The following is a 17,777-nucleotide window of genomic DNA, read 5'->3' as shown; positions in this document are numbered from 1 at the left end:
AAAATAAGGTTATTATGTCAAGATTATTACATTTCGAGCTATCGATTAAACAAAAAAATTCTATTGCGAGATCCAAATTTGCTAATTGTCGTCACGTATTAATAATGCTTTCTAAAACCGTCCACCTTGATTCTTTATAATGGTTTTCAAGAAAAGTTTCAATATCATTTTGTGCTTCGTAAAAATTATCAAAGTAAAAATGTAATGTTTCTTGATACTCTTCTAATGTCTTATTTGTTCTCATTATTGTTTTGGGTGCTTTTATCAAATTCCTTAGGTCAGCATAAACCAAAGGAAGTCCGAGCGAGAGCAAATTAAACGCTCTATTGCTAACTGTACAAGCTTGTACATTCCCTAAAGTTGAATCATAGGGTAAAATTGAGCAAAAAACATCTTCAATTTCTAATTCTTCAATTTTACTATAACCAATATGTTCAAAGTTATCATATGTCTGCATTAAATAATTTACCATCTTAGCATCAGAGTTTCTGATGGTAGGTCCAACAAATCTATAGTTATAATTAGTAGTTTTAATTATTGATTCTGTAATTCCCCAGTCTAACCTACCCACAAAACCAAAATATAAAACCGTTTTTCGGTCTTTTTGCTGTTTTGGCTTCTCATATTCTCTCTGACTCCAAGGAAAGAGCATAGTGACATTATTTTTATATAAACTTAATTTATCAAATAAAGGATAGGAAACCGTTAATACATGATCAGAATTTCTACACGTACTTTTTATCTGATTTCTAATGGCTCTTGTCATCCCAAATTTTGCTTGAGCTTCGAAATCATCCTCCATCATTGTTATAACTTTTTTATTTGGGGCTAATTCCTTTAAAAAGTCATACTCATAACTAAAATTCATTATAAAATCAAAGTCAACTTCTTTTAAGATTTTTTTTAAATAATACTTTACAACAAAATTATTTAGCCTTTGTATAAAAGGGAAGTATCTTAATTGATGATGAATTAGCTCTGCATGGGAACAAAAAGCTATACTTTCCTCTATTCTATTTTTAATAAAAACACTACGATAGGAGTTTTTCTCAACATATGTTATCTTATATCCTTTTTCTTTTAGTAGTCTAGTGATCTGATGTCTTATACGTGGAGGTTCACCCCAGTTCGTTTTTGTTAATATCAGCACTTTTTTCATTATTCCTTTATTTAAAATTGATATTATGAGTCCTATATTAATAGACCAATCATTTAAAATATACTTTGTTTATAAAATAATCTCAAGATTAATGTATCAATTTCCTTCTATTTGACATGTTTTTTGCAGAAATTATCTAATTTCATCAGCATTAGTTTTCTTCATAATCCATTGTGCTTTTAGTATTTTTCAGAAAAAAAAGAGCTAACATCAATAGAATTATTCCTCCATGAGAAACTAGAACTGTAGTTAATGCAGAATTATAAAAAAGAACAATCATCATAAATATAATTCCAAAAAACTTACTACTAATATTTAAGTGATTTAATATACTAATATAAAAACCGATAGTTGCTATATTAATAATATTTCCAATTATTCCAAAGTTTGCAAAACTGTTTGAAATCACTCCATTATTTGCTGACCAAATATCTATTCCAAAATATTTTTCCCCAATTATTAATGCTGATGAACGATCGTATGGGTAATCAATAAATAGACCATTAATTACTTCAGACCATAATAAATAATTATCTTCAAAAAAGTCAAAATAGAGTATATCTAATAGAGATGGTAACATGAAGTTTCTTCGTAAGGAATGTTGCATCAGCAAATGATTATCAAATACAATAGATAAAAATAATGCAATACTAATTATACCAATTAAAAATCTTAGAAAAAATGTCAATTTAACTTTGTATGTGAAAGGGTATAAAATTAGCATCATAAAAAGTCCAACAAAAACTATTTTATTTGCTCCACATAAGAACAGAAAAACAATTGATAACACACTAAAAAAAACTATTAATCTCTTCTTATAATAAATACCATAAACTAATAAGCAAGGAATTATAATTTTATTTAACCAAGAGTAAATATAATCTAAATAAGTAATTTTAATTTGTTCACCCATCATAGCTCTTGTTTCATATATCTCTTTAAACATTAGGTTTTTTAAATTAATGTATGGGCTATAATAAATTATAAAAGGAATAGTTCCAATAACAGATATGAATAATAACAATAATATAGAATGCCTTTTATTAAATACTTTATTATAAAAGCTAATTTTTATTTTGCATGAGACAATAACAGTAATAAATAACAAAATATGAGAAACAAATATTCTAATATCAAATGGTTCAATATTTGCAAAATGAATTGCACTTGGAAAAACAGAAAATATGAGGAATAATGAACTTACAACATAACCAAAATCTTTTATTTTAGTAACACTAAGTATTGTAATACTCGTTAGTACAATCATTAAACTTATAAAAAACTTAAAATAGTTGATTCCATAAGTTAACTTCAAACTATCTTTTACCTTAATATATACTCCCAAGTTTTCAAATACCAATGAAAAACATAATTGCATCAATAAAAACAAAGAGATTAGTAATAAAAAGTTTTTATACTTTTCTTGGTCTAAGAAATATTTCATTCAATTTCTTTATTATTATAGTATCTACAATCTATTAAATAATAGAAGAATAAGATATATGATATACCTGAATATCTATTTATCATACTTTCGTAAAAAAAATTAAAAAATAAAATTAAAAATATGCTTACATTAAGTTTTCTGTCATTATTCTTATGTTTATTTATATTAACTATAAAATATAGAATAAGTAATGTTGAAATGAGTCCTATTAAACCATATTCTAAATAAAATTGTAAAAATTGATTATGTGCATTAAAACGTTTTTCTAATGGTGTTTTATATCCTTTTTCTGTATAGACTTTGTTTAATTCATTTTGTACATCTCCTATACTTACTCCCAAAAAAGGATGTTTTTTTAAAATTTCAATTGCTGAATTCCAACTCATTAATCGTAAAGCAAAGCCATATCTTTCACTAGGCTCGAATGATATCCCATAATCAAAAAATTCATCAACCATAATCTTTCCCCTTGGGTTATTAACTATAGTAAATACTCCTGTAATTATAATTATAATAACCAATATTAGTCTTGATAATATATTTTGAATATTCGTAAAAATAAAGAACAAAGATATTATCATTATCGTAAAAATACCTGCTTTACTAGATAGTTGGAAAATACCAATCAAAAATAAAATCAAATAAAGTAAATATAATTTATGTTTTTTCCATAAAGAATAAGATAAGATAATTGCTATAGCCGTATTAAGATATATTGAAAAATAAGTTGTTTGATGAAAAATAGAAAAAAAATCAGAAAAAAAATAATTTCCATCTCTTACTACAGAATAGAAAAATGAAAATTCTTCATTCACAACAGGTTGAAAAAAAATATAACCATTAACGATGGAGAAAGAATTGTAAAAAGCATATATAAAGCATATTAATATTGCTGTTACACAACCTAAAACAAATAATTTTAATATCCTCATATATTCATGATGCTCTATTTTTAATGCCCAAAAAATTATTGGGAAAGCAATAAAAGAAGCACGTTGCTCAAGGAGGCTTAAATCAATATTTTTAGAAAATAAAACGAATATAATAGTTAGAATATAAAGAATCGGGAATAATAGAAAAGGTAATCTTTTAAAATTATTATTTTTTTTACAAAAAAGAGAATATATAGCCAATACTATTAAAATAATAGTCGAAAGCTTTGTTAGTAAAGGTATACTAAAAGCAAAAAGAGATAGTAAAGACATCTGTATCTTCCTATTAATCTGTTTATTAGAAAAATATTTCTTTGATATAATCATAGAGAATATAATTATTTAATACCTATATATTGAATCTCTCACAAATAATAATCTAGATCACGTTGTTTTAATAAACTCCTGAAAAATTTATTTGTGAATCACACATCTTTTTTGAAATAATCTCTGACCTTCATTCCAAATGAAAACCATTTCTCTATATTCTTATAGTCATCATATGATTTATTTGGCATTTGGATTATTTTTTCGAATTCTGAAAGCGAAACACCTAACTTCTTAGCTACAAATTCCATATCATCGATATGCGAATTATTAGGATATATTTCTATTTCCATCTCTTTCAAGGCTTCTTCTCTAGATAATTGGTTTGATACGATAAGGCTAGATAAGTGTGCCCTTCTTTTATCATATCCAAACTTAGTTGGTAAATAATACGCTTGAAAAAACTTTGTGAAACGGGATTCATGATGTTTACCACCATAATATTGCCATCCTATTTCTTTTTTCATAACTTCTATGGCCTCATCTTTTGAATATGGTAATAGATTAAGAATTTTAAGAATTTTCATTTTCCTGATGAAAGGAAAATAAATATACCATTTAAAAAATGATACCTTTGGAAATTTTTTAAGCTTTTTCTTTCCAAATTTTTTATGTATATCTTTTAAGTTTACTAAGTCAGAAGCACCATAGCCCCATGTTTTTGGTAAAATACTCTCCGTAGCAAAATTAGATCCATTTAGAACATACTTTATATTATTTTTTACTGCAAAACTATAAAGTGCTGCAAAAATAGCATGATCTTGTGGCACATCCTGATTCGCGACATTGGCTTTAAAATATGCCAATTGTAAGTCCTTCATTTCTTGCCAATCCACTACATGAGTATGCAACTCAAATCCTAACATTGTAATAATGTTTTCAATATTTTTTACTGCTAGTTCAGAATTCCAACCACAATCAACATGTACAACAAGTGGTCTAAGACCAAGTTCATGCGCTTTATATGCCATATACGAACTGTCTACGCCTCCACTCAAACCCAAAACACAGTCATATTCTTTATTTTTTTCTTCTTTTTTTATTCTATCAACAATTTTAAGTAATCGCTCCTCACCTTCTTTATTTGGTTTCCAAGAATCATTTTTGCGCGCTAACGCATCATTGCAATGATTACAATTTCCTTCTGCATCGAACACTATTTCTGAATCTGTTGTATCCATGATGCAACGTTTGCATATTTGGTATTTTTCGTTTTTCATTAGTCTACATCCTTTTATAAATTTCAATAGATTAATCATGAAAAGTTAATTAAATCTATCGTTAAACCTCATGAAGGTAAATTGTTTAATTAATAATTTGTTCTATGTCTTCCTGAGAAGGATAAGAAATCAATACTGCATTTCTTTTTCCCTGAAAAACAAAGAAACTTCCAGCCCCTATGGCTGTCACCTCTGTCTCTTTAAATGCTTGTTCTATATCTTTTAAAGATTCTACACCTCCGCAAGCTACAACAGGGATAGAAATCGTTTCACTCATTTCCTTTATCATATCTATATCCAATCCCACTTTCATTCCGTCTCTACTGATCGAATTTAGAAATATTTCACCTGCCCCTAGAGCTTCCATTTCTTTTGCATAGGTTATAGGATCCTTTTTTGTTGATTTTTTACCACCATTTACATAAACTATTTTTTTCCCAAAAAAATCATTTTTATAGTCAATTGAAACTACAATAGTAGAACTTCCAAAAATTTCTGAGGCTTGTTTAATCAACTCAGGATTATAATATGCTTCAGAATTTATAGCAACTTTCTCTGCGCCTGAAGCAATAATTTTTCCAATTTGATCAATTGTCTTTATTCCTCCTCCGTAACAGAAAGGCATAAAACATTCTGTAGCAATATCTTCTATTAAATGGTATGGAGGTTCTTTTTTTTTGTTAGTAGCGTCAATATCTAAGAAAATTAGTTCATCGACCTCTTTTTCGTTAAATATTTTTACCGTATTTATAGGGTCACCTACATAAACTGAGTTTTTAAATTTTTGAGTTTTCACTAATCCTTCATCTCTCAATAATAAACAAGGAATTATTCTTTTTAAAGCCATTTTGCCTAATAGTTTTTTACAAAATTATCTAACAATTTCATTCCATATTTATGACTCTTTTCAGGATGAAATTGAACTCCTAAAATGTTTTCTTTCTCTACCGATGAATCAAAATCGAAACTATAGTTTGACTTTGTCAGAAGTGAAGCATCTTTAACGTCTACATAAAATGAGTGTACAAAATAAAACTTAGGGTTTTCGTACATGTTTTTTAAAAGCTTGCTTTCTTTTTGTTGATACGTATAGTTCCAACCCATGTGTGGACTTTTAAAGCGATTTTCTAAAAAGTGAAATTTTTTTACTTCTGCATTTATCCATCCCAACCCTTTTTCTTTTCCTTCTTCACTAGAATTACAAAGTAACTGCATCCCTAAACAGATACCCAATATTGGAGTTTTCTCGATTAACGCTTTTTGATTAAGTACTTCCCATAAATTATATTTTTTTAAATTTTTAATTCCAGAATCAAAAGCACCAACACCTGGTAGGATTATTTTTTTTGCGTTGGAAAGTTCTTTTGGGTCTGAGGTCACTATAGATCTTTCTCCTATCTTTTTTAGCATATTTTGAATTGACCCTAAGTTGCCCACTTTATAATCTACTATTGCTATCATTTTTTTTACTTATGAGTTTCCCTAATGATAATCTAAAACAAATAATCGTACTAATTATGTATAAACAAGAATATAATACGGAGTAAATAATTAATGCTGAAAATATATCATTTTTCAATACTCCTATTATGAAGGAAAATATTGTTACAATTAGTACGGAGACCTGCCAAATAGCATCATAGTTCTGTTTATTAGCAATATAAAACATATAGGTTAATGGAGAAGCAACAAAACGAAAAAAAAAACAAACCAGATAAAACCTTAGTATATTCCCCAGCTTGTCTCCATTGCTCTCCAAAAACAAAAAGAAATAGTTCAGTACCAAAAAAAAACAATATAATGGATGGACAGATACCTAAAATTACCAATATTTTAAAAGTATTGACATAAAGCTTTTTACAATCACCATTTTCATGATATTCAATACTAGCTTTTTGTTTAAACACATCCAAAACAGCAGATCCGACTAAACTTGATGGAGCATTCAATACTCGTTCTACTAATGAGTAATTTCCAAGAGCATTTCCCCCAAAAAAATTCCCTATTAGGAAAACAGGTAAATGTGTTGCCAATGTTCCTACAGTTTCACCTGGTAAAGAATATTTTGGAAATCTATTATGTGATTTTAATTGTGATAATATTTGTTCTCTGGAGATATCATTGAAAAAAATGATCTTCCTTGTTTTAAAAACAAAGTGAAATAATGAAATAATTTTACTAAAAATATATCCAAACACCAAACCAATTGCAGACATCTTTAACAATCCAAGTAATATTTGACCAATTGATATAGATGAACTATCAATTATCTTATTAACTGCCATTACTTTATAAAACCTATTCCTATTACTAAAATTCTTAAAGCAATTATATGCATTCAGTAAAAATGAAGCAGCAGGTATAAAGTATAGAATTTTAATAAAACTTGGTTCCATTGAAAATAATGCACCTATTGATTTCCCGAAAATTAATACAATAAATAAACAAAAAGTATTGAATATAACAGATAAAACAAGTGACCCTATAAGAATATTTAATGTGTTTTTATCATTTTCTTCAATTATTATTGCATGATCATATTTCAAACTAGAAGCTCCCGAAATTACAAATGTAATAGAAAAAAAAATAGCAAAAACGCTTAATTCTGTAGGAGTATATAACCTCGCAATAATAATTGAAGAAGCAAAAAATACTCCTTGTGATAATAACGTCCCACTTATCAATGTAGAAACATGCTTTGTATATTCTGATTTTTTTATATAAGATAATATTCTATTCATAATATTATAATGGTTATCTCACAACACCCATAATATTTCTTTATATGCTTAATCAAGTACATAAACAAAAGCTTTCTGCAAAAAGAAAAACGCTTTATACTTAAGCACCTGTATTTGAATCGAATAACAAAAAAATGCATTCTCCGACCGCAAAAATAACATTATTCTCTCAAATTATATCGTTCAAAGTTTAATAAACTTATAAGCACCCCCTAAATTATATCCTACTTAGAACAATAGATAGGGTTTAATACACATACCCTTATTTAAATTAATCATAATGAAGTATTTTTTATAAACTATAGTTAGGACAACTTTTTTGATAAAAACCTATTCTTTTCATGCTTTTCTGTTGCCTTCTATAAAAAAAGAGAATCAAGGAATTACCTCTTCCTAAAATGAAACATTAAAAGTTTTTGCCCAGATAGATAAGCTATGGAGTCTCAAAATTGTGTTTTCGTCTATCTTATCGCTTAAAACATCTACATCCACAAAGTTTTTAATAAATTTGGATTTTTTTATTGTTTTTAGCATCTCATCATTTTTTTTAGCCCAAGATAAAGGAGATTCAAATCCCATTTTATTAGTTCTCCACACGACTTCTTTTGGTAATATTTCTTCTGATATTTTTCTTAAAACATATTTTGTCCAACCCTCATTTATTTTAAAATCAAGTGGTAAAGAAAGTGATGTTTCAATAAATCTATGATCAATCATAGGAAATCTTGCTTCTATAGAGTGCCACATAGCAATTTTATCAGCAAAAACTAGTTGGTTTTTTATTTGAAAATTTAAGAAATGATGCTTTTGTATTTCAAAAATGCTTTTCTTTTTAAAACTATTTTGGATCAATAATTGATTATTAAAATACTTAGAAAATTCTTTTCTAATATATTTTGATTTTCGTTTAAAGCGAAGTTTTTTTATAAAAAAGAAATTAAAATAAAAATAATATATAAATATATCCCTGTTGGACAATTTTGAATTACCTGTTATTGACTTTAAAGCCTTAATTTTATTTATCCAACCTTTTAACTGATTTAAATATGGAATGTAATATATTTCATATCCTAACAAACTTTCATCCCCACCTTGTCCGTCCAATAAAACAATACAATTATCTTTTTTTGCTTTTTCCATAACAAAGTACTGCATATGGTAAGAATTACTTTTAAAAGGTTCTTCTAATATATAAGATAGGTTATTAGATATTTCTTTATATTCTGAATATGAAGGTTCTGTAACATTCCAATCTAATTTGTGTTGATCAACCACCAATTTAGCAAATTCGGATTCATCATTTATTATATCTTCAGATTTTGCAGTAATACTATAAAATTTCTTTTTAGGATTTTGTTCTTTATACATTACGGCTGCTTTTGCTGTTATTGCTGAACTATCCATTCCTCCACTAAGACAAGATCCAACTTTAACATCCGACCTGAGTCTTAACTTAATAGAATCATTTAAAGTCTTCTCAAATGAATTATAAAGCTCTTCATTAGATAAATCATTAAATTCTTCCTTTTGATTTAGTGTATAATACTTCAAAATATTATACTCATTTGTTTTCAAATTATAAATGGCATTGTGTCCATTTGGTAAAGAGTCGATATTCTTAAAAAACGTTTCGTTAGAATGGTTTTGTTTATTTATCATCAAATAGTCAAACATTATTTGTCTATTAACCTTTATAGAAGGTAAAGATGGAAGTAGTTGTTTTATCTCTGATCCAAATATAAATATATTTTCATCAGAATAATAGTATAATGGCTTGATTCCGAACCTATCTCTACTTAAAAATAGAATTTCTTTTGTTTTATCTAAAATAGCAAAAGCCCACATACCATTAAATTTTTGAACACAACTATCACCCCACTCTTTATAAGCTGCCAATATTACTTCAGTATCTGTTTTATTATTAAACTCATGTCCTAATTTTAATAACTCTTCTTTTAATTCAATATAATTATAGATTTCACCATTAAAAGTAATCACGTAATTATCTTGATCATAAGTCATAGGTTGTTTTCCTTCTTCAGATAAATCGATAATTGACAATCTTCTATGTGCTAAGCCAATATTGTTGTGATGGTAGAAACCTTCTCCATCTGGGCCTCTATGTTTTATTATGTCATTAGCATTTCTTAAAACACTATCCATTATTACTTTTCCTTTTTTATCAATAATTCCCGTTATTCCACACATGTTTTTATTTTTAACAAAATCAATTAGTATTACAAAACTTTAAAATTTTCCCTTTTACTCTAAAGCCATTTTAAACTATAATTTCGCCTCTTTTCATACTTGTAATATGTGCTCTGAATGTTCGTTAAGGGACATGATTTACACAAAAGTTAAAAACTTAGATTACCACTTATGAAAAAAATCGAAATGCTTTTACTAATACAACAGATAACATTACTGATACCCTAATTTTTAATTAAAAAAGATTACTTGATTAGTTTAAACCAAACACTATAGTTAAATTTAACCATCCCTTGTTTTTTCAATTGAATTGAGACCGTTGCAAGGGTTTTCATTTGACAAACTTGTTGACTCAGCCATTTCTTTAGTTCTATTAATGAATCGAACTGTCTGTCCTTAAATCTTTGCTTTATATATTGCCATATCTGCCCACAAGGATTAAATTCTGGGGTGTATGGAGGAATTCTCAACAAGTATATACTCTTTGGTGTAGCAATGTTTTTGGTTACGTGAAAAGCCGCATTATCTATGACCACTATTTTAAACTCTATGGGGTTTTAAAACTCCTTTAGATATGTTTCCAATATTTTATTATCAACTCCGTTAATCTCCCATACAAAGCTGTCTCCAGCAATAGGAGAATAGCTTCCCCAGAGATAACTGTGCTGGTAAGCTACCAAAGGCCTTACTCCAACCATTGATAAGCAGCGTCCAACAAATGTCTTTAAGCCGTATCTGGATTTATCCTGAAAATCCAGGTTTACACTGTCGAACTTATCTTTATATAGACTGTTTCCAATCTCAGTAAAGACATTAGGGAGTTTTAAAAAAGCTGCTGTGCTTCTCGATCTTTATTGATATTTGATCTCCTGGGGATTTTCAGCTTCGCATTTAGAGACCGTTGTAAGGGTTTTCATAATTTGATAAGATTGCTTATCTTTTGATTATGGAATTAGTACAATACCCAACCTTAGCAGATAGTATTTGCAATATACGTTCTCGTAAGATCAAGCAAACCTTTTTTACACAAATCAATACGCTTTTAAATTGGCAACCTATTATAACAGTTTTGAAAGAGCATCATACTAAAGAGCTAAGTGCCACAGGAAAAACGAGTTATATTGGATTATTGCTTTTTAAAATGAGTTTGCTTCAAACTTGGTATGGTTTAAGTGATTATGAAGTTGAAGACCAGGTTAATGACAGTATTTCTTTTAGCTACTTTTGTGGGTTACATATCGACCAAGTAGCTCCTGATCATAGTACCTTATCCCGTTTTAGAACCATCCTGACAAAAGCAAAAGCTTACCAACCACTATTAAAAGAAATTAACCATCAACTGGAAGCTCATAAAATCATAGTTAAAACAGGGGTTATTGTTGATGCAATTGTTATAGATACCTCCTCTAAAATCCAAAGAAAAAACCAATCACAAGGTAACAGAGGACAGAAAATATGAACAAGAAGTTGAAGTGGTTAAAGAGTATCCAGATAGTGTAGATTCGCAAACTGCTTGGCTAAAGAAAGGAGGTAAATACAGATTTGGTTACAAAAGGCACCATTTTACCGACAACGAAGGCTTGGTTCTAGGAATGTTAACCACGAAAGCCAGTACTAATGAAGTAGCCAATTTAGAGCAGGTATCGAATACTGCAGATTTACCAGAAGGTATTCCACTAAAAGCAGACAAAAGGTATCAATCAAAGAAAAACTCAGAACTCCTTAAAGAATGAAAACTAAAAACCATATTCTAAAAAAGGTATATAAAAACAAACCTTTAACCCATTGGGGGAAGAAGTTCAATAAGCTTGCTTATAGGAAAAATAAGATTTAAAGTAGAACGTACTTTTGGAGGCATAAAGCGATGGTTTTCTGGCGGTACAGCAAGGTACAGAGGCATCAAAAATGCACACTCAAATCTTATGGAAGCGATGTGTTATAATCTGTATCGAAGTCCAGGGATACTCGCCTCTAATTGTAAAATTAATAGAAATGAGCATTAGAAACAAGCATATATGCTCTAAAATCAAAAGAAAATTGAAAAAATCAGATTTAAAATCAATTTACGTAGTCTTTTGCAACGGTCTCATTTAGTTTATGAGTCATATAATGCCACAATCGCTGGTAACTAATTCTATACCATAGTCTCTTCTACCCGTTGCTTGGCATCCCAGAAATCTAAAAAACTATTCTCGGGATCATTCAGAAAACTCTCAAGCACTTTATGAATCTCAGGGGGAAATACCAGAGGTACTATTATCTCTTCGCTCTTTCTCAAGGAACTTGCTGATTCCCCAGATTCACGATAATTACGAAACCAGCGATACATATACATTCTAGCTTTAAATCAAGGTGCTTGGCAACATCAGAGAGCGTATCGAATTTATTCGACTTAATAGTTATCAAAGATCCAGCTTTGGAGCTCTTATAGTTCGAAATATTAAATCTAAACCCTTTCAGATCGATCAAGCTTTCTATTATTACTGTCTGATGTTGTCTTCCATAGATTAGAAAATACAATAAAAATTGTTAATACAAAATTATATATTGATGTTAGTCATTATTTAAAAACCTGTGATATTCTCCTTTAAGTCCTACCGGATTTGTATTTCTTATTTCATGAACAATTCCAATAGCTGTCCTTGCCGCATCTAAGCCGTATCCTTTTCCTTCTAAAATATCTTTATATACCATCGTATGAAGATCAGTGAAACCACCACTAAATTCTAATTCTTCACCATTAATAGTTATTGATCTATAGGTTGTTTGACCTTTATCTTTTACTTCCTTAGGTAAATATTCAGCATTTATAGATAAAAACCAGCGAACACGTGCGTTTTCAAATTCTAAGTATCCCGCAGCTCTATCTTCTTCATGAATATGAACTACATTATCTTGTACATCTCCAAAAATCCAGGATAACATATCATAAAAGTGTACTCCAATATTTGTTGCAATCCCTCCAGATTTACTTTTGTCACCTTTCCAAGAGGTATGATACCAATTACCTCTTGAGGTTAAGTATGTTAAATCTACTTCAAATTTAGTCTCTTTTTTAGTGTTTTTTACCTTCTCTTTTAATGCTATTATTGATGGGTGTACCCTAAGTTGAAGAATATTATAAATCTTTTTACCTGTCTTTTCTTCGACCTTTTGAAGTTTATCAATATTCCATGGGTTCAAAACAAGTGGTTTCTCGCATATGGCGTCTGCTCCACTACGTAATGCAAATCTAATATGTGCATCGTGTAAATAATTTGGAGAACATATACTTACATAATCCAAAAATAGATCTTGTTCATATTTAAGTTTTTCTATATGTCTGTCAAACCTCTCAAACTCCACAAAAAAATCTGCTTTTGGGAAATGAGAATCTATAACTCCTACACTATCGTTCTTATCATAAGCAGCTAAAAGTATGTTATTAGTATCTTTTATAGCTTTCATATGTCTTGGTGCAATATATCCTGCGGCACCTATCAATGCAAAGTTTTTCATTCGTTTATTTATTTAATATCATAAGCCTAAAGCTATTTCAGTAAAAGCAAAAACTTAAATTTATTATAACGTTTTTTTCAATTCTTCTGCTATATAATTTATCTCTTCTGCTGTTAAATACGGATTCATGGGTAAGCTCATAATTTCATCCGATACGCTCTCAGCAATTGGAAAATCACCTGTTTTATATCCCAAATATTCGAAACATTCTTGTAAGTGAAGAGGTCTGGGATAATGAACTGCTGTAGGTATTCCTTTCTCTTTCAACTTTTCCTGAACATTATTACGATCCTTTACTCGGATAGAATATTGAGCCCATACCGAAGTATTGTGCTCTTCAATAATTGGTATAGTTGTATATTCGGTAAGATATTCATCATATTTTTTGGCTATTATTTGCCTTCTCTTAACATCCTTGTCGTAGTGTTTTAATTTCTCAATCAAAATTGCAGCTTGTAAAGTATCCAACCGCCCTCCGATACCAATATATTTATGGATATATCGTTGAGTTTGGCCATGCACACGTATACTCTTTATTTTGTCCGATAATGCTTTATTATCTGTAAAAAGAGCTCCTCCATCACCAAAGCATCCCAATGGTTTTGCTGGAAAAAAAGAAGTACAACCTATTGTAGAAAGATTACAGCTTTTCTTGCCTTTATAGGTAGCTCCAAAACTCTGTGCTGCATCTTCAATAACTGCTAAATCGTATTTCTCTGCCAAATTATTAATAGTATCCATATTTGCTACCTGTCCATAAAGCGATACTGGCATTATCGCTTTAGTCTTTTTAGTGATTTTTCCTTCTATTTGATTAGCATCAATGTTATATGTAGCTTCATCAATATCTACAAATACAGGAATTGCTCCAAGAAATGCTATAGTTTCTGCAGAAGCAATAAAAGTAAACGGAGACGTGATAATTTCATCTCCCGGCTTAATATCTAATGCCATCATAGCTAATATAAGGGCGTCTGTTCCTGATGCACATGTAATCGCATGCTTAGAGCCTGTATATTGTTGTAATTGCTTTTCTAATTCTTGTACTTCCTCTCCCATTATAAATCTAGAGGAAGAAACAACATTACTCATAGCCCTATCAATAGCTTTTCTATTCTCTAGATAGGCTTTTGTCAAATTAGCAAAATCTATTTTCATCTTAACTATCTAATTCTTTCTACAATATCTCCCTTAGAGTCTAATTTATATTCTTGATTACTTTCCGGGCAAACTGCTTCATTGTTCTCATCAAAAGTCAATCGATGCCCGTATTCACTAACCCAACCTATTTGTCTTGCTGGATTACCAACAATCAATGCATAAGGTTTGATTGATTTCGTAACCACTGCACCTGCGCCTATCAATGCATATTCACCAATATCATTCCCACAAATAATTGTTGCGTTAGCTCCTATTGATGCTCCTTTTTTTACATTTGTTATTGCATATTTTCCTCTTCTGTTAACAGCACTTCTAGGATTGATAACATTAGTAAACACCATTGATGGCCCCAAGAAAACATCATCCTCACATACTACTCCTGTATATATAGAAACATTATTTTGTACTTTCACGTTGCTTCCAAGCTTAACTTCTGGAGATACGACCACATTTTGACCAATATTACATGCTTCGCCAATATCACAATTAGGCATTATATGAGAAAAGTGCCATATTTTTGTGTCTCTTCCAATGATACAATTATCATCAATTACTGCTGTCTCATGAGCATAATACTTTTTTTTACTCATATCTTAAAGTCTATCTGTTACTAATTCTTTTGGGAAAAAACTTTTTACATCATAAATCACAACATTAGTATTACCTAACTCCTTAATATTTAGTTTTTTGAATTCATCATGACCCACAGTTAAAATAATAGTGTCATATTTTCTTTTTGGTTCATTAATCAAATCAACGTCATATTCTTTTTTAACTTCTTTACGATCGGCATGTGGGTCATAAATCTCAACTTCAACTCCAAATTCTTTAAGTTCATTAATTACATCGATTACTTTAGAGTTTCTTATATCGGGACAGTTTTCTTTAAACGTAATTCCTAAAATTAACGCTTTCGCATTTTTAACTCTAAGTCCTTCTTTAACCATAAGTTTTATAACCTTATTAGCAATATGGACCCCCATTTCGTCATTGATTTTTCTTCCCGACAAGATTACCTGTGGATGATACCCAAGACTCTCAGCCTTATGAGTTAAGTAAAATGGGTCAACACCAATACAATGTCCTCCCACTAATCCTGGTCTAAAAGGTAAAAAATTCCATTTGGTTCCGGCTGCTTCTAAAACTTCTAAAGTGTCAATGTTCATTTTATCAAAAATTAACGCCAACTCATTTACAAACGAAATATTTAAATCTCTTTGCGTGTTTTCAATAATTTTGGCAGCTTCTGCCACTTTAATTGAAGATGCTTTATGGGTACCTACAGTAACAATAGTACTATATAATTGATCAACTACTTCAGCAATTCTCTCATTACTTCCCGAAGTAATTTTAACAATATTATGTACCCTTCTGACTTTATCCCCTGGATTTATTCTTTCTGGAGAATATCCACAAAAGAAATCAACATTAAACTTAAAGTCACTATATTCTTCCAAAATAGGGACACAAACTTCTTCGGTACACCCAGGAAAAACAGTAGATTCAAATATAACTAGATCTCCTTTGGACAAATATCTTCCAACTAATTTACTTGCTTCCTTTAAAGGGTTTAAATCAGGCTGCTTAAATTCATCTATTGGTGTAGGAACGGTTACTATATATATATTTGCAACTTGTATTTCTTTTTTATCAGAAGTATAATGGATTGATTTAAGTTCTTTAAGATCATCTTCGGAAACTTCATTTGTAAAATCAATCCCTTTACATAAATTTTCTATTCTCAACGAATTAATGTCATAACCAATAACATTAAAATCATTCTTACTAAATTCAACAGCCAGAGGCAAGCCTACATACCCTAATCCAATTATGGCAATTTTATTATCTTTTATATTCGTCTTTTTCATCAATTTATTATTCCGCAAAAATCTAAAATAACTTTATCTTTAGAAACATTTAGATTTATAAATTCTTTATGAGCAACCAAAAATACAATAATATCTGCTTTTTTGATTGCTTCTAAATAGTTAGTCAATTTGAAAACCTTATGCTCAGAAATATTGGGTTCTACAATATAATACTCTTCGTTATTTGCATTTTGTAAAACCTTTTGAACAATATACTTAGCTGGTGATTCTCTTAAATCGTCAATATTTGGTTTAAATGCCAATCCCATTAGTGCAATATTGGGTTTACGTCCTTTTTTTAGTTCAAACTCGAGTTTAGCTGTTTTTACCTTTTCGGCACACCAAAATGATTTATAATTATTAATTTCTCGAGCTTTACCGATAATCTGGGATTCCATTGGATAATCTGCTACAATAAAATAAGGGTCAACAGCTATACAATGACCTCCAACACCACAACCAGGCTGTAAGATATTCACTCTAGGATGCTTATTAGCAAGCTCTATTAATTCCCAAACATTAATATCTGCTTTGTCACAAATAAGCGATAACTCATTAGCAAATGCAATTTGAACATCACGAGATGAATTCTCAACCAATTTACACATTTCGGCAGTTCTAGCATTAGTTTTATGCAACTCTCCTTTGATGAACTCTCGATAAAAATTTAATGCTTTGATTGTTGATTTCTCATCGATACCACCAATTACCCTATCATTATGTACTAATTCATACATCACATTTCCAGGAAGAACACGTTCTGGACAATACGCAATATTCAATTTCCCTTCCAAATCAGATCTTTCTGAGTAGATTATCTCCATCATTTTTTCTGTGGTTCCAATAGGAGATGTTGACTCAATAATATATAAATCATCCTCTTTCAGTAATGGGATTATTCCTCGTGTTGCAGCTTCTACAAAAGAAATATCTGGTTCATTCTTACCTTTAAATGGAGTAGGAACCACTATTAAATAAGTATCTGCAACAACAGGAGTTGTTGATGCACTCAAGTAACCATTTTTCACAGCATTTGCTACAGCTTCATCCAATTCAGGCTCAACAATGTGAATTTTACCTGCGTTTACGGTTTCTACAACTTTAGGATTAATATCAACTCCGTGGACATATGTTTTGTTTTGTGCTATTAATGCTGCTGTTGGGAGCCCAATATAACCCAAACCAATCATTACTACACTAGGCTTATTATTCATAT

17 protein-coding genes are annotated in these 17,777 nt (G+C 29.7%); 3 read left to right on the top strand and 14 right to left on the bottom strand.

Going from position 1 to position 17,777, the window contains the following annotated elements; genetic code table 11:
* Nucleotides 1–91: 91 nt before the first annotated feature.
* From ATE84_RS03845 to ATE84_RS03805, 9 genes are all read right to left on the bottom strand, one after another.
* On the bottom strand, nt 92–1,159 hold the full coding sequence (locus tag ATE84_RS03845) for a hypothetical protein (protein ID WP_101445929.1): 1,068 nt from the start codon (nt 1,157–1,159) through the stop codon (nt 92–94).
* A 151-nt stretch (nt 1,160–1,310) separates the two neighbouring features.
* Nucleotides 1,311–2,603: an oligosaccharide repeat unit polymerase gene (locus ATE84_RS03840; protein ID WP_101445928.1), complete on the bottom strand. Its 1,293-nt coding sequence runs from the start codon at nt 2,601–2,603 to the stop codon at nt 1,311–1,313.
* On the bottom strand, nt 2,600–3,811 hold the full coding sequence (locus tag ATE84_RS03835) for an O-antigen ligase (protein WP_158237168.1): 1,212 nt from the start codon (nt 3,809–3,811) through the stop codon (nt 2,600–2,602). Before ATE84_RS03835 ends, ATE84_RS03840 begins: the two co-directional genes overlap by 4 nt.
* 152 nt (nt 3,812–3,963) lie before the next feature.
* Nucleotides 3,964–5,085, bottom strand: a complete 1,122-nt coding sequence (locus tag ATE84_RS03830) for an N-acetyl sugar amidotransferase (RefSeq protein WP_101445924.1) — start codon at nt 5,083–5,085, stop codon at nt 3,964–3,966.
* Between the two features lie 85 nt (nt 5,086–5,170).
* Nucleotides 5,171–5,932 (bottom strand): AglZ/HisF2 family acetamidino modification protein, encoded by a 762-nt coding sequence (locus ATE84_RS03825; protein WP_101445922.1) that lies wholly within the window; start codon nt 5,930–5,932, stop codon nt 5,171–5,173.
* Between the two features lie 5 nt (nt 5,933–5,937).
* The gene (gene hisH, locus ATE84_RS03820; RefSeq protein ID WP_101445921.1) at nt 5,938–6,546 is read right to left on the bottom strand and encodes an imidazole glycerol phosphate synthase subunit HisH; all 609 of its coding nucleotides are present in this window, start codon (nt 6,544–6,546) and stop codon (nt 5,938–5,940) included.
* Nucleotides 6,547–6,737: 191 nt separating this feature from the next.
* A complete protein-coding gene (locus ATE84_RS03815) occupies nt 6,738–7,826 on the bottom strand; it encodes a lipopolysaccharide biosynthesis protein (protein ID WP_101445919.1) in 1,089 nt (362 codons plus the stop codon).
* Between the two features lie 393 nt (nt 7,827–8,219).
* Nucleotides 8,220–10,034, bottom strand: coding sequence for an asparagine synthase (glutamine-hydrolyzing) (asnB, locus tag ATE84_RS03810; protein ID WP_101445910.1), 1,815 nt, complete (start codon nt 10,032–10,034; stop codon nt 8,220–8,222).
* A 245-nt stretch (nt 10,035–10,279) separates the two neighbouring features.
* A complete protein-coding gene (locus ATE84_RS03805) occupies nt 10,280–10,570 on the bottom strand; it encodes a transposase (RefSeq protein WP_158237167.1) in 291 nt (96 codons plus the stop codon).
* 410 nt (nt 10,571–10,980) lie between these two features.
* On the opposite strand from ATE84_RS03805, the gene ATE84_RS25830 reads away from it, so the two are divergent.
* The 3 genes from ATE84_RS25830 to ATE84_RS25820 all read left to right on the top strand — a co-directional run bounded on the left by ATE84_RS25830 (nt 10,981) and on the right by ATE84_RS25820 (nt 12,037).
* On the top strand, nt 10,981–11,493 hold the full coding sequence (locus tag ATE84_RS25830; RefSeq protein ID WP_143273561.1) for a transposase: 513 nt from the start codon (nt 10,981–10,983) through the stop codon (nt 11,491–11,493).
* 13 nt (nt 11,494–11,506) lie between these two features.
* Entirely contained in the window at nt 11,507–11,767 is a 261-nt protein-coding gene (locus tag ATE84_RS25825; RefSeq protein WP_158237166.1) for a transposase, read from the top strand.
* Nucleotides 11,768–11,842: 75 nt separating this feature from the next.
* Nucleotides 11,843–12,037 (top strand): transposase, encoded by a 195-nt coding sequence (locus ATE84_RS25820; RefSeq protein ID WP_158237165.1) that lies wholly within the window; start codon nt 11,843–11,845, stop codon nt 12,035–12,037.
* 550 nt (nt 12,038–12,587) lie between these two features.
* On the opposite strand, the gene ATE84_RS03790 is transcribed toward ATE84_RS25820, so the two are convergent.
* The 5 genes from ATE84_RS03790 to wecC form a co-directional block, all read right to left on the bottom strand.
* A complete protein-coding gene (locus ATE84_RS03790) occupies nt 12,588–13,532 on the bottom strand; it encodes a Gfo/Idh/MocA family protein (RefSeq protein WP_101445905.1) in 945 nt (314 codons plus the stop codon).
* Between the two features lie 63 nt (nt 13,533–13,595).
* Nucleotides 13,596–14,690, bottom strand: coding sequence for a DegT/DnrJ/EryC1/StrS aminotransferase family protein (locus ATE84_RS03785; protein WP_101445903.1), 1,095 nt, complete (start codon nt 14,688–14,690; stop codon nt 13,596–13,598).
* Between the two features lie 5 nt (nt 14,691–14,695).
* Complete coding sequence (locus ATE84_RS03780) at nt 14,696–15,283, bottom strand: acyltransferase (protein ID WP_101445901.1); 588 nt, start codon at nt 15,281–15,283, stop codon at nt 14,696–14,698.
* 3 nt (nt 15,284–15,286) lie between these two features.
* Nucleotides 15,287–16,561, bottom strand: a complete 1,275-nt coding sequence (locus tag ATE84_RS03775) for a nucleotide sugar dehydrogenase (protein ID WP_101445900.1) — start codon at nt 16,559–16,561, stop codon at nt 15,287–15,289.
* Nucleotides 16,561–17,775: a UDP-N-acetyl-D-mannosamine dehydrogenase gene (gene wecC / locus ATE84_RS03770; protein ID WP_101445898.1), complete on the bottom strand. Its 1,215-nt coding sequence runs from the start codon at nt 17,773–17,775 to the stop codon at nt 16,561–16,563. Before wecC ends, ATE84_RS03775 begins: the two co-directional genes overlap by 1 nt.
* Nucleotides 17,776–17,777 lie beyond the last annotated feature (2 nt).

Origin of the sequence: Aquimarina sp. MAR_2010_214 (genome assembly GCF_002846555.1) — a bacterium.
GTDB lineage: Bacteria > Bacteroidota > Bacteroidia > Flavobacteriales > Flavobacteriaceae > Aquimarina.
The sequence above is the reverse complement of the archived record's forward strand: the minus strand, read 5'-3'. Positions and strand labels throughout refer to the sequence as shown.

Excerpts from the sequence above, each read along its gene's own strand:
- ATE84_RS03840 (WP_101445928.1), bottom strand. The coding sequence starts at position 2,603 with ATGAAATATTTCTTAGACCAAGAAAAGTATAAAAACTTTTTATTACTA.
- ATE84_RS03830 (WP_101445924.1), bottom strand. The coding sequence starts at position 5,085 with ATGAAAAACGAAAAATACCAAATATGCAAACGTTGCATCATGGATACA.
- ATE84_RS03780 (WP_101445901.1), bottom strand. The coding sequence starts at position 15,283 with ATGAGTAAAAAAAAGTATTATGCTCATGAGACAGCAGTAATTGATGAT.
- ATE84_RS03785 (WP_101445903.1), bottom strand. The coding sequence starts at position 14,690 with ATGAAAATAGATTTTGCTAATTTGACAAAAGCCTATCTAGAGAATAGA.
- ATE84_RS25830 (WP_143273561.1), top strand. The coding sequence starts at position 10,981 with ATGGAATTAGTACAATACCCAACCTTAGCAGATAGTATTTGCAATATA.
- wecC (WP_101445898.1), bottom strand. The coding sequence starts at position 17,775 with ATGAATAATAAGCCTAGTGTAGTAATGATTGGTTTGGGTTATATTGGG.
- asnB (WP_101445910.1), bottom strand. The coding sequence starts at position 10,034 with ATGTGTGGAATAACGGGAATTATTGATAAAAAAGGAAAAGTAATAATG.
- ATE84_RS03790 (WP_101445905.1), bottom strand. The coding sequence starts at position 13,532 with ATGAAAAACTTTGCATTGATAGGTGCCGCAGGATATATTGCACCAAGA.
- hisH (WP_101445921.1), bottom strand. The coding sequence starts at position 6,546 with ATGATAGCAATAGTAGATTATAAAGTGGGCAACTTAGGGTCAATTCAA.
- ATE84_RS03815 (WP_101445919.1), bottom strand. The coding sequence starts at position 7,826 with ATGAATAGAATATTATCTTATATAAAAAAATCAGAATATACAAAGCAT.
- ATE84_RS03835 (WP_158237168.1), bottom strand. The coding sequence starts at position 3,811 with ATGTCTTTACTATCTCTTTTTGCTTTTAGTATACCTTTACTAACAAAG.
- ATE84_RS03775 (WP_101445900.1), bottom strand. The coding sequence starts at position 16,561 with ATGAAAAAGACGAATATAAAAGATAATAAAATTGCCATAATTGGATTA.
- ATE84_RS03825 (WP_101445922.1), bottom strand. The coding sequence starts at position 5,932 with ATGGCTTTAAAAAGAATAATTCCTTGTTTATTATTGAGAGATGAAGGA.
- ATE84_RS03845 (WP_101445929.1), bottom strand. The coding sequence starts at position 1,159 with ATGAAAAAAGTGCTGATATTAACAAAAACGAACTGGGGTGAACCTCCA.